We start from the raw sequence: 24,257 nt of genomic DNA, 5'->3' as shown, positions 1-24,257 counted from the left end.
GATAGTCATCACAAAGGGATAGGAGCGATGCGCTTTGGTGACGGATGAATCCCCCGAAGCGCGCCGCCGGCGACCCTTCGAAAAGCATCTGAACGAGATGCGCCCCGGCGGGCGGATCTACACGGTGGTCCGCCGGGCCGCGATCGGCGTCTACACCGACGGCTTCATCCATGCCGGCAATATCGCCTATCTGGCGCTGCTGACGATGTTTCCCTTCTTCATCGTCATGGCGGCGCTGGCGCAGCTGTTCGGGCGTACCCCGGACGTCCAGCATGCGGTGTACGGCTTCCTCGCCACGGTGCCGCCCTCGGTCCGCCAGCTCGTCGCCCAGCCGATCAACGACGTGCTGGCGGCGAACAACAAGGGCGCGCTGCTGTGGCTCGGCGCGCTGGTCGGGCTGTGGACGGTCGGCAGCTTCATCGAGACGATCCGCGACATTCTGTACCGCGCCTACGGCACCAAGCCGAGCAGGAGCTTCTGGCATTATCGCGCCGGATCGATGCTGCTCATCGTCGCGTCGGTGATCCTGGCGATGTCGGCGTTCAGCGCGCAGGTGGTGCTCACCGGCGTCGAGCAGCTGGTCTGGCGGCTGCTGCCCTTCGCGAGCGACCTGCAGCCGCTGTTCAACCTGTCGCGGCTGGCACCGCTGCTGATGCTGGCGGGGGCGCTCTATGCGATGTTCGTCACCTTGACTCCGCTCAAATACCGCGTGGCGGCCTGCCCGAAATGGCCGGGGGCGCTTTTCACGGCGGTCTGGTGGATGGCGGTGACGATGCTGTTGCCGGTCGTGGTCGGGGCCTTTGGCGGTTATGGCCGCACCTATGGCGGCCTTGCAGGGGTGATCGTGACCCTATTGTTCTTCTGGCTGGTCGGCCTCGGGCTAGTTTTCGGGGCACATCTCAATGCGGCTCTAGCCGAAACCCCGGAAACGTCTGTAAAGGAACCCTCGCCGCCCAAGGAGTAAGGGAGATATCGTGGCCGGGTTGATGCAGGGGAAGCGCGGGCTGATCATGGGGCTCGCCAATGATCGCTCGCTGGCGTGGGGGATTGCCAAGGCGCTCCACGAACATGGCGCGGAAATGGCCTTCAGCTATCAGGGCGAGGCGCTGGAACGGCGCGTCAGGCCGCTGGCCGAGCAGGTCGGGTCCGATTTCCTGATCGAGTGCGACGTGTCCGACGACGCGGCGATGGATGTCGCCTTCGGCACGCTGGCCGAGCGCTGGCCGACGATCGACTTCCTCGTCCATGCCATCGGCTTCTCGGACAAGAACGAGCTGCGCGGCCTCTACGTCGACACCAGCCTCGAGAATTTCCTGCTGACGATGAATATCTCGGCCTACAGCCTGGTCGCGGTGACCAAGCGTGCCCGCCCGCTGATGCCCAATGGCGGATCGGTCCTGACGCTCAGCTATTACGGCGCCGAGAAGGTCGTGCCGCACTATAACGTCATGGGCGTCGCCAAGGCCGCGCTGGAGACCAGCGTCAAATATCTGGCGATGGATCTCGGCCCCGAGAATATCCGCGTCAACGCGATCTCGGCGGGCCCGATCAAGACGCTTGCGGCCAGCGGCATCGGCGACTTCCGCTACATCCTGAAGTGGAACGAGCTCAACTCGCCGCTCCGCCGCAACGTGACGATCGAGGATGTCGGCGGCGCGGGCCTCTACATGCTGTCCGACCTGGCGAGCGGCGTGACCGGCGAGATCCATCATGTCGACGCCGGCTACAACGTCATCGGCATGAAGGCCGAGGACGCCCCGGATATCGCGTTGGCCTAAGCAACCCGGGACAGGGAGGGACGGGTGCTTCTCTCCGGGTAGGAATGGACAGGGCCTTGCACTGCCGCTTGGCAAAAGATGGGTTTCGCGTCCCCCGCTTCTGGAACAATGACGGGCTGACGAATCTGGACGGGGTAGTGACTGTGATCAGGCGTGCGTTGACCGAAGGGCCCCCGCTTTCCCTCTCCCTCGGGGAGAGGGGGAAGTGAGCTTCAACAGCTTTGGCCGCGTCTTCCGTTTCTCCACCTGGGGGGAGAGCCATGGGCCCGCCATCGGCGCGGTGGTCGATGGTTGCCCGCCGGGGCTGGCGCTGGGCGAGGCCGACATCCAGCCCTGGCTCGACAAGCGGCGGCCAGGGACCTCGCGCTTCACGACCCAGCGGCAGGAGCCCGACCGGGTCCGCATCCTGTCGGGCGTGTTCGAGGGCCGGACCACGGGCACGCCGATCAGCCTGATGATCGAGAATGTCGACCAGCGCTCGAAGGATTATTCGGAGGTCGCACTCGCCTATCGGCCCGGCCATGCCGACTATGCCTATGACGCCAAATATGGTTTCCGCGACCATCGCGGCGGCGGCCGGTCCTCGGCGCGCGAGACGGCGTCGCGGGTCGCCGCCGGCGCCGTCGCGCGGCTGGTGATACCCGACGTCCGGATCCGGGCCTATCTCGTCGAACTCGGCGGCGACCGGATCGACCCGGTGGCGTTCGACGACGGCGCGATCGACGAAAACCCCTTCTTCTGCCCGGATCGCGCGGCGGCCGTCCGCTGGGAGGCGATCGTCGACGACGCGCGCAAGGCGGGCTCCTCGGTCGGCGCGGTCGTCGAATGCGTGGCCGAAGGCGTGCCCGCCGGCTGGGGCGCCCCGCTCTACGCCAAGCTCGACAGCGAACTGGCGGCCGCCTGCATGTCGATCAACGCGGTCAAGGGCGTCGAGATCGGCGACGGCTTCGCGGCGGCGCGGCTGACCGGCGAGACCAATGCCGATCCGATGCGCCCCGGCAACGACGGCAAGCCGGTCTTCCTCGCCAACCATGCCGGCGGGATCGCGGGCGGGATCGCGACGGGGCAGCCGGTGGTGGTGCGAATCGCGCTCAAGCCGACCTCGTCGATCCTGACCCCGGTCGAGACGATCGGCCGCGACGGACAGGCCGCCGACATCCGCACCAAGGGCCGCCACGACCCGTGCGTCGGCATCCGCGCCGCGCCGGTGCTGGAGGCGATGGTCGCGCTGGTGCTGGCCGACCAGAAGCTGCTCCACCGGGCGCAGGTCGGATGAGCGCCGTCGCCGACCAGGATGGCGGACGGGACCGGATCGCCCGCCGCATCCATGTGCAGGGCAAGGTCCAAGGCGTCTTCTTCCGCGCCTGGACGGTCGAGCAGGCGACCGGCCTCGGCCTCGACGGCTGGGTGCGCAACCGCCACGACGGATCGGTCGAGGCGGTCGCGGTGGGCCCGGCCGACAAGGTCGAGGAACTGATCGCGCGCTGCCGGCGCGGCTCGCCCGCGTCGACGGTCGAGGCGGTGACCGTCGAGGATATGCCGGGCATCGTCGACCCCGGCTTCAGCCAGAAGCCGACGCTATGAGCGTGCGGCCGATCCGGGTCGAGGCGCTGGCGGCGCTGCCGCACGGCTTCCTCGGCCGCGAAGGGGGCGTCTCCGAAGGCATCCATGCCGGGCTGAACGTCGGCCTCGGTTCGGACGACGACCGCGCCGCGATCGATGAGAATCGCCGCCGGGCGGTCGAAGCGGTGGCACCGGGTCATCGGCTCGTCACGCTCCACCAGGTCCATTCGGCGGACACGGTCGCGGTGACGGAGCCCTTCGCCGACGAGGCGCGCCCGCATGCCGATGCGCTGGCGACCGACCGGCCGGGCCTGTTGCTCGGCATCCTGACCGCCGATTGCGTGCCGGTGCTGTTCGCCGATCCGCAGGCGGGCGTGGTGGGCGCGGCGCATGCCGGCTGGAAGGGCGCGATCACGGGGGTGACCGATACGGCGCTGGCCGCGATGGAGCAGCTGGGCGCCGATCGTTCGCGGATCGTGGCGGCGATCGGCCCCTGCATCGCGCGGGCGAGCTATGAGGTCGACGCGGGCTTCGTCCGGCGCTTCGAGGCCGACGATCCCGCCAATGAACGCTTCTTCGCCGACGGCCGCCGTCCCGGCCATGCCCAGTTCGATATCGAGGCCTATGTCGCACACCGGCTGGCGACCGCAGGGGTGGGGCGGGTGATCGCGCTGGGCGAGGACACCTATGCCCAGCCCGATCGCTTCTTCAGCTTCCGCCGCGCGACGCATCGCGGCGAGCCCGGCTATGGGCGGCAGATCTCGCTGATCGGCCTTCCGGCCTGATGGCGGCCACGGGCTGAGCCGGGCCGCCCTTTCGCCTCAGAAGGGAACGATCTTCGATTTGCGGGTGAAGTTCATATAGCCGACATTGACGCCGAGCCGCCAACCGACGCCGAGCCGGATCGGGATCATCACCACGTCGCCGCGGCGCAGATAGGTCGCGGTGAAGCCGCCGACGATATAGGCCGTTCCCTCGACCCCCGGGAAGCGATGGAAGGCATCGGCGCTGTCGAACAGGTTGTAGACCAGCACGAAGCTCTTGGATCCGTTGGCGCCGAGGTCGAAGCCGACCGAGGGGCCCGTCCAGTAGATCGGCATCTGTCCCTCGACCTTGTGGAACAGCGTGCCCGATCCATAGCGCACGCCGATGACGATCGCGCCGCCGGCCTCGCGTCCAGCGATATAGGCATTGGGCTTACCCTGCTCGGCGAAGATCTTCTCGATCAGCTTGGCGAGGCCTTCGGCGCCCTTGCCGAACACGCCCTCGGCGGCGGCCAGCACGTCGTCCTGCTCATAGGTGGCGTTGGCCGATGCGTCGGCGGCCTGGGCGCGGACGGGCATCGGGCCTTGCACCGCCACGGGTTCGGTGGCCGCGACGTCGCCCGGCTGCGGGTTGATCGCGGTCGCATCGCCTTCGTCGGCCGATGGCGGCGGGGCGACCTTCGTGCCGTACGTCGCCTCGCTCGCCGGAACCGGAGCGAGATCGCTCGCGGCATTGGGGTCGACGGTCCGCATCTGCGCCTGTGCCGCGCCCGAAAGCGCCAGCGCAAACGCGCCCGCCAAGCCGAGCCCCATCCCCTTCAACATAGCTACTCTCCGCAAAGCGCTTCGCCTCTGACCTGATAAAGCCTCTTTTGCCCGACGCCGCAATGAATCGGACCTGAATATTGATGGCGGATTTTTGCGCAGCGAAGTTGTTGATCCGGTCGCACCTGCTCGCTATAGCGCGGCTCTGCCTCGCCGGAGACGTGGGTGAGTGGCTGAAACCAGCGGTTTGCTAAACCGCCGTAGGGGGATTACTCCTACCGAGGGTTCGAATCCCTCCGTCTCCGCCAGGTGCTGCTCGAAGCTTGCGCTCATGCGATTGCGGCCCGCCTCGAATGCGTGGGAACGATCCCGATCCCGATTTCGAGCGCGCGGTGCCGACCCTGGCCGCTTTGACAGCCCTTTTGCGCCCTTTTCAGCTTCCCTCCAGACCTGTCATGAACAGGCGATAAAGCTCGGCGAACGCTTTGCTGTAGCTGAGACCCGCCTGCGCAAGAAAGGCGGGATCATTGATTTTCTCGATGCCCGCCAGGCACACGCTGGCGACGAGGCGCGGGTGGATGTTCCGGAATACCCCTGCCTGGACGCCGTCCTCCAAGATGGTGGTCAGGTGGGTCATGCGGATGCGCTGGTGGTTGTCGAGGATGGCTTGCGCGGCGGGCAGTTCCCGCACATCGGTAAGAAATGCCGCGGAGATGCCAAGGGTCTGGCTGACGCCCGGCTCCAGATATGCCGCCAGCTTCCGGCGGGGATCGGACTCTACGGCCTCTGCCTCCAGACCGAGCCGGCGCAAGCGCTGCGCCCAGGCATCGACGATCAGTGCGAAAAGGGCTTTCCGGCTGGGCGCAAGTTCGTAAAGCGTCCGCTTCGAGCATTTCAGCTCTTGCGCCAGATCGCTCATGGTCGCGACGCGATAGCCATGCGAGAAGAAGAACCGCTCCAGCTGCGCAAGCAATTCCTGCTGGCGCGGGCGCAACGCCTGGGCCTGGTCTGCGGCCGATATCGCCATTCCGTGCTCCATCGCGTGTCGATACCCGATCCGAGGCGAATTGACATCGGGCCGGTCGGTGGTACATTTTCTTGAGAATACGTACCATATGCGATGGTGGCGTCAGGAGAGGTCGATGGACGGGTATATCGTAGGCTGGGGTCACACGGCGTTCGGCAAGTTCGATGCCCTGACCTTGGAGGACCTGATAAAGGATGCCGCCACTGCCGCGCTTTCCGATGCCGGGATAACCGGTGAAGATATCGACGGCGTGTGGTTGGGCAATTTCAATTCTGGTCTCGTGCCCGACGGCTTCTGTTCCTCGATGGTGCTGCACGCCGACCCGGGCTTGCGTTTCAAGCCGGCGGTACGATGCGAAAATGCATGTGCGTCAGGTAGCGCGGCGATCTTTTCCGCACTGGATGCAGTGAACAGCGGTCGTTGCGGCGTGGCGCTGGTCGTCGGCGCGGAGAAGATGACCTCGCTGGATACCGCGGGCGTGACCAGAGCGCTCAGCGGCGCCAGCTATCAACGGGAAGAAAGCGGGATGAGCTTCCCGCAGATATTCGCTTGCTTCGCACAGGCCTATGGCGAAGTTTTCGAAGATCCGACCGAGGCGATGGCCCGCATCGCCGTCAAGAACCACGCCAACGCCATGCATAATCCGCTGGCTCATATGCGCCGGCTGGTAGATCTGGATTATTGCCTGACGCCTTCGGACCGCAATCCCATCATCGCACCCCCCCTTAAACTGAGCGATTGCTCTCTGATTTCCGACGGGGCGGCCGCGCTGGTCATCGCGCATCGATCCCGTCTGCCCGAATTTCGCCGCGCCGTGGGTTTTCGCGCCATTCAGATGGTCAGCGACTATCTGCCGCTGTCGGCCAAGAAGCCCGAGCGCTTCGAAGGTCCAACGATGGCCGTCCAGCGCGCCTATCGGGCGGCGGGCGTAGGCGTCGACGATATCCATCTTGCAGAGGTGCATGATTGCTTCACGATCGCGGAACTTCAATCCGTCGAGGCGCTTGGCCTCGCGCCTCAGGGCCAAGGCTCCGCTGTCATTCGCGAAGGTCAGACGGAGCGTGGCGGGCGATTGCCGATCAATCTGTCAGGCGGCCTCAAAGCCAAAGGGCATCCGGTCGGCGCGACCGGCGTCTCGATGCATGTGATGGTTGCGCGTCAGTTGCTTGGTGAAGCCGAAGAGATGCAGCTTGCTCGCCAGCCTGAACTGGGGCTGTGCCTGAACATGGGGGGAGGCGCCGTGAACAGCGCTGTCTCCATTCTCGAACCGATCAAGGCTTGAGGGCCATGACGACCGCATCTGTCCGATGCTCGAACCGCGCTTAAGGATTTGTCGCGCGACGGCATAAGCCCGTGTGTCGGTGGTTTCGCCTTGGGCAGGCTCCCGAAAGGTTGATCGACGCATCGCTCGCATCGGGCGTTAAGGACCTTATCGTCGTTGCGGACATGCCGGCAGTGATGGCGTGGGCCTGGGCAGGCGGTTGCGCAGACGCCCGATCAAGTTGATGCCGCGTCCATGCCGGCGAAAAAGAGGCGTTCGAAAGGCACGCTGTCCCGACGGGACAGGCGCCGTGGTCACCGACATGGCGGTATTCGAACGTCCGGCGAGGGGCACGTCGTCGCGGCTGGCGGAGCGGCCGACGGCATGGCCGCCAAAGCGCTGAATCCTTGCAGCGAAGGGCGCCGGAGCCTCATCCCTTTGCGCCCTCCTCCAGCTTTTCAACACTTCGCTGCCCCCTCCTCAGGCCCCCCGGCGAGGGGGGCTGATTGCACAAGCGCTCTTCGTCACTTTGCGACGACTCCTTCCAGGAGGGCAATTCATTCATTGTGCGCCAGGGCAAAAGTCGGGTGCGTCGAAAGGGGAGAACCTGATGAGCAGATATCTGAGGTGCGGCATTTTGCTGGTTTCGGCATGCGCGGCCAGCACGGCCTGGGCCCAGCAGGCGCCCGCGGAGCCGGCTCAGGCGGCCGCCGCCGACGCCCCGGCCGGCGGCATCGGCGACATCATCGTCACCGCGCAGAAGCGCGCCGAGAACGTGCAGGACATTCCGCTCGCTATCACCGCCGTCAGCGGCAGCATGCTGGCGCAGCGGCAGGTGACCTCGGTAGACCAGCTGTCGACCGTCGCCCCAAGCGTCAATTTCGGCACCTATGGCGGCGCGGCCCGCATCGCCGTGCGCGGCATCGGATTCGACACTGTCAATCCCGGCGCGGAAGGCCGGATCGCCTATCATGTCGACGGCGTCTATATCAGCCGCCCCGGCGCGCAGCTCGGCACCTTCTTCGACGTCGAGCGGGTCGAGGTGCTGCGCGGGCCGCAGGGGACGCTTTATGGCCGCAACGCCACCGGCGGCTCGATCAACGTCATCACTCGCGCGCCGACCACCAACCCCTCGGGTTATGCCAACATCACCGTCGGGAACTACGGCCGGGTCGCGGTGGAAGCGGCGCTCAGCGGTCCGATCACCGACGGGCTCGAGGCGCGGCTGGCGGTGACCAGCAACAATCGGGGTGGCTATGGCAAGAACCTCTACACCGGCAACGGCATCGATGACGCAAACCAGCGCGGCGCGCGGGCGATGCTGCGCCTTCATCCCGCCGATACGCTGACCGTCGACCTGGCCGCGGATTATTATCGCGAAAACGACAATGCCTACGGCCTCCATTATTTCGGCCAGTACAACCCGGCCGTGCCGCTGCGCGGCGCCGCTTTGGGCGGCACCCCGACGACGCGGACGCGTGACATCAATTCGGAGTTCGATCCGACCAACAAGCGCGAACTCTACGGCTTCGCCGGCACCGTGACCCTGGACCTTGGCGACGTCACGCTGAAGTCGCTGACCGCCTACCGCCATTCCGACTATCGGGTGCTGACCGACCTGGACCTGACCCAGCTCAACCTGTCCTATTTCCCCTTCTTCGAGCGCGCGCACCAGTTCAGCGAGGAGCTGCAGCTATCGGGCGGCTGGGGCGACAGCAAGTGGATCGTCGGCGGCTATTATTTCCGCGAGAAGATCTTCGGTGGATCGCAGGTGACCCGCAACCTGCTGCTGACCGGCGGCGCCAACCGGATGACGAACGGATATCGCGCCGAAGGCACGACCAATACCGAGGCGCTCGCGGTCTTCGGCCAGCTCGACCTGGCGGTGAGCGATGCGTTCAAGGTCATCGTCGGCGGCCGTTACGGGCACGAGACGATCCGGATCGCCGACACCTTCCAGCTCGACTTCGCGCGCGACTATTCGCCCACCGCTGCGGTGCTGCCGCTGCCCGGCTTTCCACGGACGGCGCGCACATCGGCCAACGCCTTCACCCCGAAGGTCGGCGTCGAATACGGCCTGGCGGACGATGCGCTGCTGTATGCGACCGTATCGCGCGGCTTCAAGAGCGGCGGCTTCAACCTGGGCGTCAACGTCCCCGCCTTCGATCCGGAGAAGATCTGGGCCTATGAGGCAGGCTTGAAGTTCACCACCGCCGATCGAGGCCTGCGCGCGAACCTCGCGACCTTCTATTATGACTATTCGAACCTGCAGGTGTCGAAGGTCATCAACAGCTCCGTCGTGACCGAGAATGCCGCCTCGGCCGACCTCTACGGCGGCGAGCTGGAACTGACCGCGATCCCGGCCGAGGGCGTTCAGTTCGACGGCACCATGTCCTATCTGTTCAGCAAGTATAAGGACTTCAGCTCGCTCGATCCGGCGCGGCCGGCTCTTGGCGTCCTCGACCTGGAAGGCAATCGCCTGACCCAGGCGCCGAAATGGACGATCAACGCGGGCGCTCAGTATAGCTGGCCGATGGCCGGCGGGGAGCTGACCGTCCGAGGCGAGCTGAACTATGTCTCGCGCGTCTTCTTCACCGCCTTCAACGTGAATTCGGTCGGTCAGAAGGGCAACAGCAAGTTCAACGCCTACCTGAACTTCGCCGACGACGACAACCACTGGTCCGCCTCGCTGTTCGTCCGCAACATCACCGATAAAGTGACCTTCGCCAACGGCCTGGTCAGTTCCGCCGTGTTCGGATCGCCGATCACCGGATCGGTGAGCCCGCCGCGCACCTTTGGCGCCATGGTCGGCTATCGCTTCTAGGGAGACGCCTCGCTTTATGCATGACCTTTTCTCGAAGGACCGCCCCGCGCCGGCCAGGCATCCAGTCCACCTGGTCGGTACGGTGCCGCTCGGGTCGACCGACGCGGTGTTCGACCTGCTGGCGCAGACCATCGCGCCGTTAATGCCCCGTATTCCGGACGGGGAAACCGGCGTCCGATCCTATTGGGTGTCCAGCCAGGCGCGGGTGCTGCACGAAAGTCCCCTGTTCGAACCGGACGGCCATGATTGGGCGCCGGGGCGGGAAATGCCGGAACTCGGTGCGCCGAAATATCGGCTGAAGGCGGGTGTCGATCCGGCAACGGTCGAGATCGGCAGCTTCGGCTATGGCGCATTCGCGCAGGAGTCCTATGCGAGCTTTCGCGCGATGAAGGCGGAAGGGCGCCTGCCCGCCGACGCCAGATTCCAGGTCGGGCTGCCGACCCCGCTCGGCTTCTACACCGCGATCGTGGCACCGGTCAGCCAAGCCGATGTCGCACATGCATTCGAAGCGCGGATGGCGCAGGAATTGAAGGACGTGATGGCGGCGGTGCCGGCGGATGAGCTGGCGATCCAGTGGGACTGCTGCCTGGAGATCTTCGTCTGGGAGGGTATTCGCACGCTGCCGGTCGACGACGACCGGCAGGAGGTGATTGCTTCGATGGTCCGCCTCGGCAATCTGGTGCCCGAACCCGTCCAGCTCGGCTATCATCTGTGCTACGGCGATTTCCGCCACAAGCACGGGGTCGAGCCGAAGGACACCGCCAACATGGTGACCATCGCCAACGCCCTTACGCAGGGCGTGGCGCGCGCCATCGACTGGATCCACATGCCGGTTCCCCGCGAGCGGAACGACGACGCTTATTTCGCGCCGCTGCGCGATCTGGCGCTGCGTCCGGAAACCGGTCTTTTCCTGGGCCTGGTCCATTATACCGACGGCGAGGAGGGCACCCGGCGCCGGATGGCGACGGCCGAGAGGTTCGTCGCATCCTACGGCATCGCGACCGAATGCGGTCTCGGCCGCCGCGATCCCACGACGATCCCCGATCTGCTGAAGATCCATGCCTGCTGCGCAGACTGAGGCACAGGACGGCAGCGGCTAATCGATCAGCGCCAGTTCCCGCGCCCGCAGCACCACATTGCCGCGGTCGTGGACGTCCAGCTTATTGAAGACGTTCTTGAGGTGCCATTTCACCGTTTCGACCGAGATCAGCAGCGCTTGGGCGATCTGCTTGTTGGGCACACCCGCGGCCAGGAGTTCGAGCACTTCGCGCTCCTTGGAGGTGAGTAGCACGGCCTTCGCCCCCGTGGCCGCCGGCGTCGGGCGGCGCTGGGCCAGGGCGACGCCGGCATCGAGATCGCGTTGCAGCGTCTCCCAGTCGCGCGGCCCAACCAGAGCTGCCGGATCGGCGGCCGTCGAGCCGGGGACCCGTGCCCGAAGCAGCAGCAGGTCGGCCTCGACATAGGTCCGGCCGAGTTGGCGCGCGATCGCCAGCCCCGTCTGTAGCGAAGCCTCCGCCGCCGGCCAGTCCGCGTCCGCGAGTAACGCGCCGGCCAGGCCGAGATGCCCGTATAGCCGGACCAGCCGGGCGCGGATCGGCCCGAAGCCGTCGGCCTCGTCCAGCAGGGCGCGCAGGCGCGACACGCGCGGTCGCACCGTATCGGGGAGCTCGCAGGTGATGCCCAGCCTGATGCCCTCGGTCAGGGCCATTGCCCGGATCCGATAAAAGCGCCGAGCCACCGCGATTTGCTCGATCTGCTCGATCAGCGCGAAGGCTTCGGCAACGTCGCCCATGTCGCGGGCCAGCCGCGCCCGGGTCGCGAAGGCCAGCCAAAGCGCGGAAGGGATCGCCCAACTCGCGCCCGACACCAGGTTCGTGCCGAGCGCCGCCGCGGCGCTGGGGTTGTCGCCAGCCTGACGATGGGCGGCGGCAAGGACGGAGGACAGGATTGCCGTGGCCGCGGCCCTGGGCCCCAATTCCTGCCTGGCGCGCCGTTCAACCGGCACCAGCATCTCCACCGCCTCCAGCGCCTGGCCCTTGTCGAGCGCGGTCTCGGCGTCGCGGAACGCGGCAAGGACGAAGCTGTAGAACTGGCGGGGCGAGCGCCGCGCGTCGCCTTGTGCCAGGCCGGGGGCCACCCGGGTCGGCCCTTCGCCACGCTGCTGGTTTACCCAGCGCAGAATATTCTGCCGCACCGCTTCGAACGCCGGCTGGGCCTCGATGACGTCGGCCGCCTCCGCCGCCTTGGCGACGGCCAGGTCGGGATCGTCGGCGCCACAGGCGACCAACCCTTCGATCACGGCCTTCAAGGGCCCAGACGCGGTCGGCGGGTCGATATCCAGCCACCGCCGCATCTCGTCGGCGCGGCCGCCGATTGCCAGCGCCCAGCAGATCGCGATCCGCAGGCCCGATCGCGCCTGCAGCACCTCGTCCGGGATGCTCTCGATCCAGTCGAGCGCGGTCGCCACTCGCCCGGTCGTCACCGCGTCCATCAATTCGGCCTCGATGAGAGCGCAAGCGCGATCGTAGTCACGGACCCTGATCAGATCGCCGATGGCGGCGACCGGCCGGTGCTCGGCGAGCCAGAGGCCCGCCCGCCGATAACCTTCCTCGCGTGCGGTGTCGGAAGGCTGGGGGAAAAGGATCGGCACCAGAGGATGGATACGGCACTGGCCGTTCGTGCGCAGCCAGGCGAGCGGCGTGGCGCGCGCCAGCGCCGCCAGCAGCGCCTGCGCGTCCGTGCGGCTGGTCAGCGCCGCGACGAGGCCGGTCTCCACTTCCGGCTCGGTGAGGATGGAGACGGTCGAGAGAAGGTCGACGGTCTTCGGGTCGAATGCGGCGGAGACTTCGCTCCTCAGCCACGCCGCGACGCGGGCGACCAGGGCCCCAACCGGATCGGATGCGCCTTCCTCCAGGGTTTCCCGCGCGAACCGGACGAACAGCGGGACATTGTCGGTCAGCGTCGCGAGCATGGCGATGTGCTGGCTCGCGCCGGCCTCGGACGTTGCCGGGATCAACGATGCCATCACCTCTGGCCGCCGGAATCCGAGCGCCTGGCGGTTGACGATGCCGATGGCACCGCTGGCGGCAAGGTCGTGCCAGGTGTCGAGTAGCGTGGCGCGGGCGGCGCAGATGATCTGGGTGCCAGGTCGCAGTTCCGACACGATCCGCGTCAGCAACGCGAGCGCGTCCGGTGCGAGCCGATCAACATCGTCGATCAGCAGGGTGATCGCCCGGTCGCGCGCCGCCAGCCAGGCGGAGAGGAGCGTCGCGGTATCGTCCGGGGATCGGGGCAACCGTTCCGGTCCGTCGGGCAGCACCGAGGCCAGGCGCGCCGCGAAGGCGGCCGCATCCCAGTCGGGTTCGACCGGCAGCCAGGCGACCGATCGGCCGCTGGCGATCAGCCGCCGCCGCCAATGGGCGAGAAGATCGGACTTGCCGAACCCGGCCGGCGCGGTCAGCAGGATGAGGGCGCGACCGGCATGGCGATCGAGAATCGCATCGAGCCGCGTCTGCCGTGTCCTCAGCACGCCGATCCCGCCACCATTCTACGGTCTCGCCGCTTCGCGGTGCGTGCCGGCGGCAGCATCGACGCCGCGGCTGCGCTCGTCGGCGATCTTCTTGGCCAGCAGCCGGCGGACACGCACGGCCGCCGCATCCGTCTTCAGCAGCAGCGGGTCGAGGCTCATCAAGTCGGGGGTTCCCATCATCTCTTGCTGGGCCTCGATCATCGGCTTGTCTTCCTCGATAAACGCATGCCGCGTGGTCTGGCGGACATGCGCGTCGACGTCTTGCGATTCAATGCTGAAGTCGCGGGAGAAGGAGAAGAAGTAGAGTGTGCGGGTGTCGGAGACCGGCGTGAACAGATGCGCCGAAATTGCAGCGATCTGCCCAGGGCTGCCATGCGGCATTCCGAGCGGCAGGCATCCGACCTCCAGCACGACATGGCTGGGTGCGTCCCACTGCAGATGACTGAAGAAATCGACCGTCTTCGTGCCGTCGGGCAGGCCCGGATGCCACAGTGCCGGGGGCGGTATGTCGAGCGACCGGCGCCGGGAGGTGACCGTCTCGTCGACCACCTCCACCTTCGGATGGTAATTCTTCAGCATCTCGATCGTCGAGAGGCTGCCGGCATGCAGATACATGCCGTGGGATAGGTCCATGAGGTTGTCGTTGAGCAACTGATAGTTCGCCTCGACGACGATGCAGCCATGGAACTCCGCGCGGCCGGGCTCGGTCATGAACGCCATCGACGTCGGGATCAGGCTTTCGTCCGGCGTCTCCTCGCCCAGCCATATCCACAGCGCGCCGTACCGCTCGACCAGCGGATAGGCGGGGACCTTCGCAACCGATCGGCCTTCGGCGCCGCCATGCGGGTTTAACGAGCATCTGCCGCTGCCATCGAACTCCAGCCCGTGATAGCCGCACTGAACCGCGTCACCCAGATGCTTGCCGAGGTGCAGAGGTGCGAACCGGTGGGGGCAACGGTTGCCGATCGCCTTCGCGGTGCCGTCGGATTGCCGGAACAGCAGCACGTGCCGGTCGAGGATCGTGCGGCCGACCAGCGACCTGTCGTCGATCTCGTCTGCCCAGCCGGCGGCGTACCAAGTGTTTACCAGAGCATCCATCGTCGCTCCCCAAAAAAGCGTGTCTACGATGGGTGCATATCGCCGCGGCGACCGCGCTCCCCCTCCCCTTAGAGGGGGGCTTCGGCGAAACGGAAGTGCAGCAGGCCGAGTGCCCGCGCTCGCTCGATCGCATGAACGCGGTCCGACGCGCCCAGCTTCGCCAGCAGGTTGGCGACGTGCCATTTGACAGTCTCGGCGCCGAGGTCGAGCGCCCGGGCGATCACCTTGTTCGACAGATGCCGTTCCAGTAGCGCCAGCACCTCGCGCTCCCGCGCGGTCAGCGCCACCGGCACCCCGCTCGCGGCATCGGCCCCTTCGCCGTCGTCGGCCGCGAGCCGGCGGCGGAGCTGGGCGGCGTCTGCCGCGTCGATGTCGGGATAGGCGGAAGCGCCCGCCGACGCATCGCGCAGCAGCGCGAACTCCAGGCCGTCCAGGCGCCGCTCCAGCTTCGCGGCGAGCCGCTCCCCCTCGCGCAGCAGATCGTCCGCCTTGCGCGCCTGGCCCTCCACCTGCGCGATGCGGGCCAGCCCCTTCAACGCCTCGAGGCGGATATGTGGGCCGTTGATCGGCACGGAGCCGGCGGCGGCATAGAGTTGCGCCAGGCGTTCGCGATCGACGGCCGACGGCATTCGGCCCAGCGCGATTTCTAGCTGCACCCGTTCCGCGATCGCCAGCGCCTTGATCGCCGGGGTGTCGCGCTCGCGCGCCCGGGCCTCCATCTGCATCAGCGTCGCCAGTCCCTCCTCGGCGTCCCCGCGGGCGACTGCAAGTTGCGCCAGAACGATCACCCCGATGCTCCAGACGCCGGGGACGATGTGGCTTTCCATCTTCGTCCGGCGTCCGACCAGCACCTGCCGGGCACCGGCGAGATCGCCGCGCTGCATGCAGGCACCCGCCAAGGTCATGGCGAACAGCATCGACGGGATCGATGCCCGGCCGAACGCCGCGTCGGCATGGGCCAGCGCGGGCGTCAGCAGATCGGCGCAGCGCAGCGCCCGACCCTGCTGCAGATGCCACATCGCCTGACGGCACAGGGCATAGCTATACGCCTGGAACATGCGCAGCGATTCGCCGCTGGGGGGCTGGGGCGCCACCTCGGCATCGGCGGCCGGCCAGCGGCCCTGCTTCTGCAGCACCATCTTCTCGCAATTGCGCAGGAACATCCGCGACATTGGCGACAGGTCGTCGCGCGCCCGAATCAGCCGGCTGAGGCGATGTACCCCGTCGGGATCATCGGCATGGGTGGCGAGCAGCATCTCCAGCACATAGCGGTCGTCGCTGCTGTGATAGCGGAGATAGCGGTCAGCCTGGGCCCGGTCGCCCGAGGTCGAGAACGCCAGGGCCGCCGCGAGGCTGAGACTGGGCCGGCCCGCCACCAGTGCGGGGTCGATCGCATCGAGCCAGCCGAGGACGCGCTGGAGGTCGCCACCGGCGATCAGCGACAGGAGCGTGCGATCCAGGACCGCGCAGGCTTCGTCGGACCGCTCGCAGGCGATCAGATGGGGCACTGCGTCGACATCGCGAGCGCGCGCGACGAGCCAGTCGGCGACCCTGCGATGCAGGCGCCGTAGCTCCGCCGGCGGCGGCGCCAGGTGATGCCGGGCCAACTCGGTGACGGCGCTGCCGCGGAAAAACGGTATGGTGCGGCGGGCATGGGCGATCCGCTCGCCGGCATCGGCTCGGCCGGATGCGACTGCGGCGACGTCGGCGTCGCCGCGTTCCAGGATGGTCAGGCAGCCGACGAAGCCCGTCAGGTCTGGATCGGCCAGCCACCGCGCCCAATGACGGGCGAGCGGTCCATCGGGGGTCAGCAGCGCCCTTTCGGCGCTATCGCCGCAGGCGACCGCGGTGGCGGCTATGTTGATCGCGGGCGCCCAGCCGTCGCGCAGCGCCATGCCGACCGCCTCGTCCGGGACGGCGTTGGGATCCAGCCCACGGAACAGCGCGAGCGCGTCGGCATCGTCCAGCCGCAGCTCGTCGGCCGTCAGGACCAGGTCGGCCGGTACCGGGGCATGGCCGGTCGTCACCAGGCGAGCAGCAGGCGGCAAGGTCCGCAGCAGGTCGCGGAGCGCGACCGCGCCATGACCGGCGAGCAGCGCGTCGCAGTCGTCGATGAAGAGGATATCCGGCATCCGGGCTTCGGCCGCCAGAGCGGCCTGGACATGATCCCAGCCGAGGTCCGGCCCGCCGTTGATCCAGGTCACGGCCGTGCTCGTTTGGCGCGCACGGTGGAGCCAGTGCAGGGCCTGCTGGGTCTTCCCGTATCCGGGCGGCGCGACGAGTGCGGTCCAGCGCGCGGCATCGAACGCTTGATCGAGCGGCGGCCGGGCGATGAAATCGGGGCGGCCGAGCGGCGGTGTCACGCGGAGCAGTGCGGCCGCGACCACTGCATCCTGCGGTGTCTGGTCGGCCTTCGTCGTGCATATGACCGCCTGCTTCACCGCATCCTCTCAAATGCCCTATATCGGCCGAAAATATCACGGCGAGACGGGCTGGCAAGCAGCCCCCCGCAAAGGGGGGGCGCGTCCCACCCGGTGCGCTGGCACATCCTGGGGCAGGAGAGGCCAGACATGGTAGACGACACGAAACCTATTGCCATATTGGGGGCCGCCGGCGGAACCGGACGCCCGCTGGTGGCAGAACTGGAGCGCCGTGGAGTTCCGGTCCGCGCCGTCGTGCGGCGGCCCGAGCAGATGGCGATGTTCGCCGACGCCCGGGTCGCGGACCTGCACGACGTCGACCAGATCGCCCGCGCGATCGAGGGTGCATGCGTCGTCCATCTGATCCCGCCGGTGTTCAACGACCAGGAGCCGCTGTTCGCGGCGAACGCGATGGTCGCGGCCGAAGCGGCCGGGATTGCGCGCTTCACTTATCATTCGGTGCTGCACGCGCCGACCCCGGCGATGCCGCATCATCTGCGCAAGTCGCAGGTGGAACTCATGCTGCGTGAATCGGCGCTGGTCTGGACCATCATCCAGCCGGCGATGTATGTACAGACCTGCTTCACGTTCCTCGACCAGCGCGCTGGCGCCTTCACTCCGCCCTTTCGGCTGGACGGCCTCTACAACCCGGTCGACCTGCCCGACCTTATCGAGGCGACCGCCAATATCCTTTCCGCCGGCGACGCGCACGCTTTCGCCACCTACGAACTCGCCGGCACGGAGCGGCTGACGCCGACCGGCATGGGAACGATCCTGCAGGAGGCGCTCGATCCGGCGATCCGGACCGTACAGGCGCCGATCACGGCGTTCGCCCAGGCGCGCGCCAGCCGGCGCGGCTTAGACCAGCGCCAGACCGGCGAACTGGTCGCCATGTACCGGCATTATGACGGTTACGGCTTGCCGGGTAACGGCCATGTGCTGGAGATGATCCTTGGGCGCTCGTCCCATCGCTTCGCCGACGCGGTGCGGCGCGAATATCGTGCATCAGGCGGCGCGTCGGCCGCGCAACGGGAGAACGCATGAAGCTCGTCACCTATCTCGACGACCTCGACATGGGGGAGCGGCTGGGCGTCCTCGTCGAGGAGGACAGTCGCATTCTCGATGTCCAGTCGGCGCACCAGCGCGCCTTCGGCCGATCCAATCCCAATCTCGCCGCGATGCAGGCGCTGATCGAGGCGGGGCCGGAGGAACTCGACCTGGTCCGCGATCTGGCGACGCGGGCGGACGGCGCCGACACCATCCTAAGGCGTGACGCCGGCCAACTGCTGGCGCCGCTGCCGCGGCCCATCCAGATGCGAGATTGCCTATGTTTCGAGGAGCATCTGACCAACGCGATCGACGGCCGCAACCGCGTCGCGGGCCGGACCGAGCGCACGCCCGAGCAGCAGCGCCGGCTTGAGCTCTTCCGATCACGGCCCTTCTGGTACAAGTGCAACCGCTTCGCCTTCGCTGGACCGGACACGGTGGTGCAGTGGCCCGCCTTTTCGATCTGGATGGACTATGAGCTGGAACTCGCCGCGGTGATCGGCCGCACCGGCCGGAACATCCCAATCGAGGCGGCCGAAAGCTACATCTTCGGCTATACCATCTTCAACGATTTCAGCGCGCGCGACGTCCAGAATGACGAGATGGCCTCCCTCGGCCCTTGCCGGTCGAAGGATTTCGACAACGCCAATATCCTGGGCCCCTGCATCGTCACCGCCGACGCCTTCAACCTGGCCGATGCCAGGATGGAAGCACGGGTGAACGGCGAGCGCTGGGGCGGCGGCAGCACCGCGTCGATGAACACCAGCTTCGCCCAGTTGATCGCCTTCATCTCCGAAAGCGAGACGCTGCACGCCGGCGAGCTGTTGGGATCGGGCACGGTCGGGACTGGCTGCGGCTTGGAACTCGGCCGCCGGCTGACGTCGGGCGACGTCGTCGAGCTGGAGGTGGAGGGCATCGGCATCCTGAGGAACCAGGTCGTTGCCGGCTGATGCGCCCCCGCAGCCGGAGACCGGGCAGGGCGGCACGGCGTTGAGCCGGCCGTTTCTGACCTATGTCGTCCTGATCCTCTTCCTCACCCATGTGCTGAGCTATATCGACCGCATGGCGCTCGCGGTGCTGCTGCCCGCGATCAAGGCCGACTATCATCTGAGCGACGTTCAGCTCGGACTGCTGACCGGAATCGCCTTTACCGTCTCTTACGCGATCATCGGCATCCCGATCGCGCGGCTTGCCGACCGCAGCAACCGCCGCAACGTCATCGGTATCGCCGTCTTGGTGTGGAGCGGGATGACCGCTCTCACCGGCGTCGCCCAGCATTTCTGGCACTTGATGGCGGCGCGTCTCGGCGTCGGTGCGGGCGAAGCGGGTTGCATCCCGCCGGCCCATTCGCTGATGGGCGATATCGTGCCGGATCGGATCCGGGTCGGCGTTCTTTCCTTCTACACCGCCGGCATGCCGGTCGGATCGCTGCTCGGTTTCGCGCTGGGCGGCTGGTTGTCCGACCTCGTCGGCTGGCGCCACACCTTCTTCATCTTCGGAGCTGCCGGTGGCGTGTTGGGGCTGCTGCTGTTCCTGACCGTGCCCGAACCGCTGCGCCGGACACATCGCGATCACCCGGCGACATCCGGCCGGCCCTTTTCGCAGGAGGTGCGGCTGATCGCGCGCAATCCGGCCTTCCTGTGCCTGCTGGCGGGCCTGGGTTTCGCTGGCTTCGCCATCACCGGCCTGGTGCAGTGGCTGCCATCCTATTTCGCTCGGACCTTCAACCTCTCGATGCGAGAGATCGGCCCCAGCTTCGGCGTCGTCTACGGCCTGGGCTCGATGTGCGGCATCTTCTTCGGCGGCATGATCGCCAGCCCCTTCTTCGCCCGCGACCAGCGCTGGGCACTGTGGATTCCGGTCGGCGCCTATGTCTGCGCCTTTCCGCTGATCCTGGCCGCGATCTTCACCGGCAGCTTCCCGATTGCGATGGCGTGCCTGTTCTTCGGTTTCGCGATCCTGACCTGCGGCTTCGGCCCGGTCTACGCGCTGGTCCAGAACATCGTGCCCCGCGACATGCGGGCGCTCGCCATCTCGCTGACCCTCTTCGCCTCGAACCTGATCGGCGCCGGCCTGGGGCCGCTGCTGATCGGCTTCGCCAGCGACCAGGCGCTGGCGCACGGCGCCAGCCACCCGCTGCAGGTCGGCGTGCTGGTCGGCATGGGCTTCTTTCCCTTTCCCGCCATCTTCTATCTGATCGGTTCGCGCTTCCTGACACCCAAGGCCGAGCCGCATCTCCCCATCGCATCAGGAGCCACGAAATGACCACCGGGAGCTGGAGCTTCAGCAAGGGCCTGCACGAGGTCGGCAAGGGCGTCTGGGCCTATATCCAGCCCGACGGCAGCTGGGGCTGGAGCAATGCCGGCCTGATCACCGATGGCGAGGAGTCGCTGCTGGTCGATACCCTGTTCGACCTGAAGCTGACCGACGAGATGCTGTGCACCATGCGCGACGCGGTGCCGAGCGCGCGTGAGATCGACACGCTGGTCAACACCCATGCGAATGGCGATCACACATTCGGCAACGCGCTCGTCGCCGACGCGCGGATCATCACCACCCATGTCGTCGCCGACCGGCTGGAGGAGGATGGTGGCGACCGGCTCGTCAACATCGCCGCGAGCCTGGCGGACGGGAGCCTGGGCAAGCGTTTCATCACCGAGGTGTTCGGCCCGTTCGACCATGCCGGCATCGTTCATCCACCGGTGTCGGAAACCTTCACCGGCGAGAAATGGCTGAAGGTCGGCGACAAGGACGTCCATCTGATCGACGTCGGACCGGCCCACACCGCGAGCGACATGCTGGTGCACGTGCCCAAGGAGGGCGTCGTCTACACCGGCGACATATTGTTCGTCGGCGGCCATCCGGCGGTCTGGGCCGGCCCGATCGGCAACTGGATCGCGGCGTGCGAGATGATCCTCAAGTGGGACTCGGAGATCATCGTACCGGGTCATGGTCCGGTCTGCGGCAAGGCCGAAGTCGCCAACTTCCGCGATTATCTTCAGTATTTCTATGATGAAGGGAAGAAGCGCTACGACGCCGGCATGGGCTGGCGCGAGGCCGCCTTCGACGTCGCCTGGGGTCCGTTCAGCGAATGGGGGGAGGCCGAACGGGTGATCATCAACATGGCCACGCTGTGGCGGGAGTTGAGCGGCATCGCCGAGCCGGTGGGTTCGCCCGAATTGTGGGAGCTGATGGGCCGCTACCATTATGAGCACAAGCCGCGCATGGCCGCGGCGGCGGCATGCCCGGTCTGCGACCACTCGCATTGAGGGGATGCGGCGCTGCGGATTTCGCGGATCGCGAAATCTGACTTCGTTCTTTTCCGTCTGCCGCGCGCGCGCGGGAGGGGCCAAGACCGCCCGATGACGCATGATCCGACAGCCCCCGGCGATGATCTTTCAGACTGTATCGGCCGCCGCCGGCACCGCCACCAGGTCGCGAACCTGGAACCGATGCGAGGGCTCGCGGCCGCTTCGGTTTCGCCCAAGAATATGACGTCGAGCGCACGTTCCGCGAGACTCGCCTGTACCAGGTCGCGCCGGTCAGCACGAACCTGATCCTGTCCTATGTCGCCGAGCATGTGCTCGGCCTGCCGAGGTCCTTCTAATATGCTGCCCCTCGAAGGGATCACCGTCGTCAGCCTGGAACAGGCGATCGCCGCGCCTTTCGCGACGCGCCAACTCGCGGACCTGGGCGCCCGGGTCATCAAGGTGGAGCGGCCGGGTGCCGGGGACTTCGCCCGCGCATACGACCATCGGGTGCGCGGCCTTGCCTCCCATTTCGTCTGGTGCAACCGCTCGAAGGAAAGCGTCGCTCTGGACCTGAAGAGCGATTTCGGGATCGAGGCGCTGCGCCGGTTGGTTGGCCGGGCCGATGTGCTGGTCCAGAACCTGGTGCCGGGGGCGACCGCGCGCATGGGCTTCGACCATGCCAGCCTGAAGCATGCCCATCCGCGCCTGATCGTCTGCGATATCTCCGGCTATGGCGGCTACGGTCCCCATCGCGATCGCAAGGCATACGACCTGCTGATCCAGAGCGAGAGCGGCTTCCTGTCGGTGACCGGCACGCCGGACGCGCCGGCCAAGGCCGGCTGTTCGATCGCCGATATCGCGGCGGGCATGTACGCCTATTCCAACATCCTCGCCGCGCTGATCGAGCGCGGACGAACCGGGGTCGGCCGCCATATCGACGTGTCGATGCTGGAAGCGATGGCGGAGTGGATGAGCTACCCGCTCTATTACGCCTTCGACGGCGCGCCGCCGCCGCCTCGGGTCGGCGCCTTCCACGCCACCATCTATCCTTATGGTCCCTTTGCGACGGCCTCCGGAGAGGTCATGCTGGGCGTCCAGAACGAGCGGGAATGGGCGGGCTTTTGCGCCCAGGTGCTGGAACGGCCGGAGGTGGCCGTGGATGCGCGTTTCACGTCCAACGCCCAGCGCAATGCCCATCGCGAGGCGTTGGCCGCCATCATCGATGCGGTGTTCGGTGCCCTGCCGCGCGAAGCCGTGGTGGCGCGGCTCGACGCCGCCCGGATCGCCAACGGCAGCGTCAACGGCATGACCGATCTCTGGGCGCACGAGCAACTCGCCGCGCGGGGCCGCTGGCGCGAGGTGGACACGCCTGTCGGTCCGATCCCGGCCCTGCTGCCGCCGGGGCGCAGCGACGCGCGCATGGACCCGATCCCGGACGTCGGCGCCCACACCGCGGCGATCCTGTGCGAGATCGGCCTGTCGCCGGAGGAGGACTGCCACCATGATGCCGCCTGAAGCCATGCCGGCCGGACCGACCCGCACCCTTGCCGCCTTCGCTGCCGGGCTGACGCGCGCCGCCATTCCCGATGCGGTGTTCCGCCGAGCCGAGGATCTGTTCGTCGACTGGGCCGGATCGGCGCTGGCCGGGCGGCCGGCGCGCGCGGTGCAGGCGGTCGACCGCTTCGCCGCCGCCATGGGTCCGGGCGATGGCCCTTCGGAAGTGCTGATCTCCGGCCGCCGGACGAGTCCCTATTTCGCGGCGATGGTAAATGCGGCGGCCAGCCACGTCGCCGAGCAGGACGACGTCCACAACGGGTCGGTTTTCCACCCCGCTGCGGTGGTGTTCCCGCCGGCGCTGGCGACCGCACAGGCCATCGGCGGATCGGGCGAGGCGCTGATGGTCGCGGCCGTCGCAGGCTATGAGGTGGGCGTCCGCATCGGCGAGTATCTCGGCCGTTCGCACTACCGGATATTCCACACCACCGGCACGGTCGGCACCATCGCTGCGGCGGCAGCGGTCGGCCGATTGCTGGGCCTCGACGCCGAGGCCATGAACCACGCCTTCGGATCGGCCGGCACCCAGTCGGCGGGACTGTGGGAATTCCTGCGCGACGCGGCCGATTCCAAGCAGCTCCACACCGCTCACGCCGCTGCCGCCGGCCTTGCCTCGGCGTGGCTCGCGCGCGAAGGCTTCACTGGCGCGCGCGCGATTCTGGAGGGAGGGCAGGGTCTGGCGGCCGGCATGTCGAGCGATGCCGATCCCGCCCGGCTGACCGATGGACTGGGGTCGCGCTGGGCGACGGCCGAGACATCTTTCAAATATCATGCCTCCTGCCGTCACAGCCATCCGGCCGCCGACGCGCTGCTGAAGGCAATGCGCGACCACGACCTACGGCCCGACCAGATCGACGGCGTCACCGCGCTGGTCCACCAGGGCGCGATCGACGTGCTTGGCCAGGTGACCGTGCCAGAGACGGTCCACCAGGCGAAATTCTCGATGGGCAGCGTGCTCGGCCTGATCGCCCATGGCGGCACGGCCGACCTCGCGACCTTTGAGACCGTGCTCGATCGCCCGGAGGTCGCCGCTTTCCGGGATCGGGTCGTCATGGTTTGCGATCCGGAGGTCGATGCCGCCTATCCTCGCCGCTGGATAGGCAAGGTGGCGGTGACGACCGTCGATGGACGCCGGATCGAGGTCCGGGTCGACGAGCCCAAGGGCGATCCGGGCAACAGCCTCACCCGCGAGGAGATCAGCGCCAAGGCGACGGCGCTCGCCCGGTTCGGCGGCTTCGACAATTCCGCCGATGCGCTGGTCGCCCGATTGTGGACGGTCGCCGATGCCGAGCGGATCGGCATGTTGCTGTGAGCGCGCCCTGTCCTCGAGGGCGCAGTCACGCTGCTATTCGTGCGGGGCGACCGGCCGGGCGGGG

19 protein-coding genes, 1 tRNA gene and 1 pseudogene are annotated in these 24,257 nt (G+C 67.4%); 16 read left to right on the top strand and 5 right to left on the bottom strand.

Going from position 1 to position 24,257, the window contains the following annotated elements; all coding sequences use genetic code 11:
- Positions 1-37: 37 nt before the first annotated feature.
- From ASE22_RS03925 to pgeF, 5 genes are all read left to right on the top strand, one after another.
- Positions 38-964, top strand: coding sequence for a YihY/virulence factor BrkB family protein (locus ASE22_RS03925; RefSeq protein WP_082545730.1), 927 nt, complete (start codon positions 38-40; stop codon positions 962-964).
- A gap of 10 nt (positions 965-974) precedes the next feature.
- The gene (fabI, locus tag ASE22_RS03920; RefSeq protein ID WP_056355214.1) at positions 975-1,778 is read left to right on the top strand and encodes an enoyl-ACP reductase FabI; all 804 of its coding nucleotides are present in this window, start codon (positions 975-977) and stop codon (positions 1,776-1,778) included.
- A 205-nt stretch (positions 1,779-1,983) separates the two neighbouring features.
- Entirely contained in the window at positions 1,984-3,054 is a 1,071-nt protein-coding gene (aroC, locus tag ASE22_RS03915; RefSeq protein ID WP_056355212.1) for a chorismate synthase, read from the top strand.
- On the top strand, positions 3,051-3,362 hold the full coding sequence (locus ASE22_RS03910) for an acylphosphatase (protein WP_056355210.1): 312 nt from the start codon (positions 3,051-3,053) through the stop codon (positions 3,360-3,362). Before aroC ends, ASE22_RS03910 begins: the two co-directional genes overlap by 4 nt.
- Positions 3,359-4,126: a peptidoglycan editing factor PgeF gene (gene pgeF, locus ASE22_RS03905; protein WP_056355207.1), complete on the top strand. Its 768-nt coding sequence runs from the start codon at positions 3,359-3,361 to the stop codon at positions 4,124-4,126. The genes ASE22_RS03910 and pgeF overlap by 4 nt, the downstream gene beginning before the upstream one ends.
- 36 nt (positions 4,127-4,162) lie before the next feature.
- Here the strand turns inward: pgeF and ASE22_RS03900 are convergent, their stop codons facing one another.
- On the bottom strand, positions 4,163-4,930 hold the full coding sequence (locus ASE22_RS03900; RefSeq protein WP_056355204.1) for a DUF1134 domain-containing protein: 768 nt from the start codon (positions 4,928-4,930) through the stop codon (positions 4,163-4,165).
- A gap of 155 nt (positions 4,931-5,085) precedes the next feature.
- Here ASE22_RS03900 and ASE22_RS03895 point away from each other — a divergent pair.
- Positions 5,086-5,178: transfer RNA gene (locus ASE22_RS03895), tRNA-Ser, on the top strand.
- Between the two features lie 125 nt (positions 5,179-5,303).
- Here the strand turns inward: ASE22_RS03895 and ASE22_RS03890 are convergent.
- Complete coding sequence (locus ASE22_RS03890; protein ID WP_056355201.1) at positions 5,304-5,897, bottom strand: TetR/AcrR family transcriptional regulator; 594 nt, start codon at positions 5,895-5,897, stop codon at positions 5,304-5,306.
- Between the two features lie 115 nt (positions 5,898-6,012).
- Here ASE22_RS03890 and ASE22_RS03885 point away from each other — a divergent pair, with 115 nt between their 5' ends.
- The 3 genes from ASE22_RS03885 to ASE22_RS03875 all read left to right on the top strand — a co-directional run bounded on the left by ASE22_RS03885 (position 6,013) and on the right by ASE22_RS03875 (position 11,060).
- On the top strand, positions 6,013-7,179 hold the full coding sequence (locus ASE22_RS03885) for a thiolase domain-containing protein (protein WP_056355198.1): 1,167 nt from the start codon (positions 6,013-6,015) through the stop codon (positions 7,177-7,179).
- Between the two features lie 589 nt (positions 7,180-7,768).
- The gene (locus tag ASE22_RS03880; RefSeq protein WP_056601693.1) at positions 7,769-9,982 is read left to right on the top strand and encodes a TonB-dependent receptor; all 2,214 of its coding nucleotides are present in this window, start codon (positions 7,769-7,771) and stop codon (positions 9,980-9,982) included.
- A 16-nt stretch (positions 9,983-9,998) separates the two neighbouring features.
- Complete coding sequence (locus tag ASE22_RS03875; protein ID WP_056355193.1) at positions 9,999-11,060, top strand: hypothetical protein; 1,062 nt, start codon at positions 9,999-10,001, stop codon at positions 11,058-11,060.
- A gap of 18 nt (positions 11,061-11,078) precedes the next feature.
- Here the strand turns inward: ASE22_RS03875 and ASE22_RS03870 are convergent, their stop codons facing one another.
- From ASE22_RS03870 to ASE22_RS27485, 3 genes are all read right to left on the bottom strand, one after another.
- Positions 11,079-13,511 (bottom strand): LuxR C-terminal-related transcriptional regulator, encoded by a 2,433-nt coding sequence (locus ASE22_RS03870; protein WP_056355190.1) that lies wholly within the window; start codon positions 13,509-13,511, stop codon positions 11,079-11,081.
- 18 nt (positions 13,512-13,529) lie between these two features.
- A complete protein-coding gene (locus tag ASE22_RS03865; RefSeq protein WP_056355186.1) occupies positions 13,530-14,609 on the bottom strand; it encodes an aromatic ring-hydroxylating dioxygenase subunit alpha in 1,080 nt (359 codons plus the stop codon).
- 68 nt (positions 14,610-14,677) lie between these two features.
- A complete protein-coding gene (locus ASE22_RS27485) occupies positions 14,678-17,050 on the bottom strand; it encodes a LuxR C-terminal-related transcriptional regulator (RefSeq protein WP_056355181.1) in 2,373 nt (790 codons plus the stop codon).
- Between the two features lie 129 nt (positions 17,051-17,179).
- On the opposite strand from ASE22_RS27485, the gene ASE22_RS27105 reads away from it, so the two are divergent.
- The 7 genes and pseudogenes from ASE22_RS27105 (at position 17,180) to ASE22_RS03830 (ending at position 24,193) form a co-directional block, all read left to right on the top strand.
- Positions 17,180-18,073, top strand: a complete 894-nt coding sequence (locus ASE22_RS27105) for an SDR family oxidoreductase (protein ID WP_162248262.1) — start codon at positions 17,180-17,182, stop codon at positions 18,071-18,073.
- Positions 18,070-19,026 carry a fumarylacetoacetate hydrolase family protein gene (locus ASE22_RS03850; protein ID WP_056355172.1) on the top strand — a complete coding sequence of 319 codons (957 nt, stop codon included), beginning with the start codon at positions 18,070-18,072 and terminating at the stop codon, positions 19,024-19,026. Before ASE22_RS27105 ends, ASE22_RS03850 begins: the two co-directional genes overlap by 4 nt.
- A complete protein-coding gene (locus ASE22_RS03845) occupies positions 19,016-20,341 on the top strand; it encodes a spinster family MFS transporter (protein ID WP_056355169.1) in 1,326 nt (441 codons plus the stop codon). Before ASE22_RS03850 ends, ASE22_RS03845 begins: the two co-directional genes overlap by 11 nt.
- Positions 20,338-21,345: an MBL fold metallo-hydrolase gene (locus ASE22_RS03840; protein WP_082545692.1), complete on the top strand. Its 1,008-nt coding sequence runs from the start codon at positions 20,338-20,340 to the stop codon at positions 21,343-21,345. Before ASE22_RS03845 ends, ASE22_RS03840 begins: the two co-directional genes overlap by 4 nt.
- Positions 21,346-21,533: 188 nt before the next feature.
- Positions 21,534-21,683: pseudogene (locus tag ASE22_RS27480) on the top strand (acyl-CoA dehydrogenase family protein); the annotation flags it as partial.
- A 1-nt stretch (position 21,684) separates the two neighbouring features.
- Positions 21,685-22,842, top strand: coding sequence for a CaiB/BaiF CoA transferase family protein (locus tag ASE22_RS03835; RefSeq protein ID WP_056355166.1), 1,158 nt, complete (start codon positions 21,685-21,687; stop codon positions 22,840-22,842).
- Positions 22,829-24,193, top strand: a complete 1,365-nt coding sequence (locus ASE22_RS03830) for an MmgE/PrpD family protein (protein ID WP_200933238.1) — start codon at positions 22,829-22,831, stop codon at positions 24,191-24,193. The genes ASE22_RS03835 and ASE22_RS03830 overlap by 14 nt, the downstream gene beginning before the upstream one ends.
- Positions 24,194-24,257: the final 64 nt, after the last annotated feature.

This window comes from Sphingomonas sp. Root720 (genome assembly GCF_001428605.1).
GTDB lineage: Bacteria > Pseudomonadota > Alphaproteobacteria > Sphingomonadales > Sphingomonadaceae > Rhizorhabdus.
The sequence above is the reverse complement of the archived record's forward strand: the minus strand, read 5'-3'. Positions and strand labels throughout refer to the sequence as shown.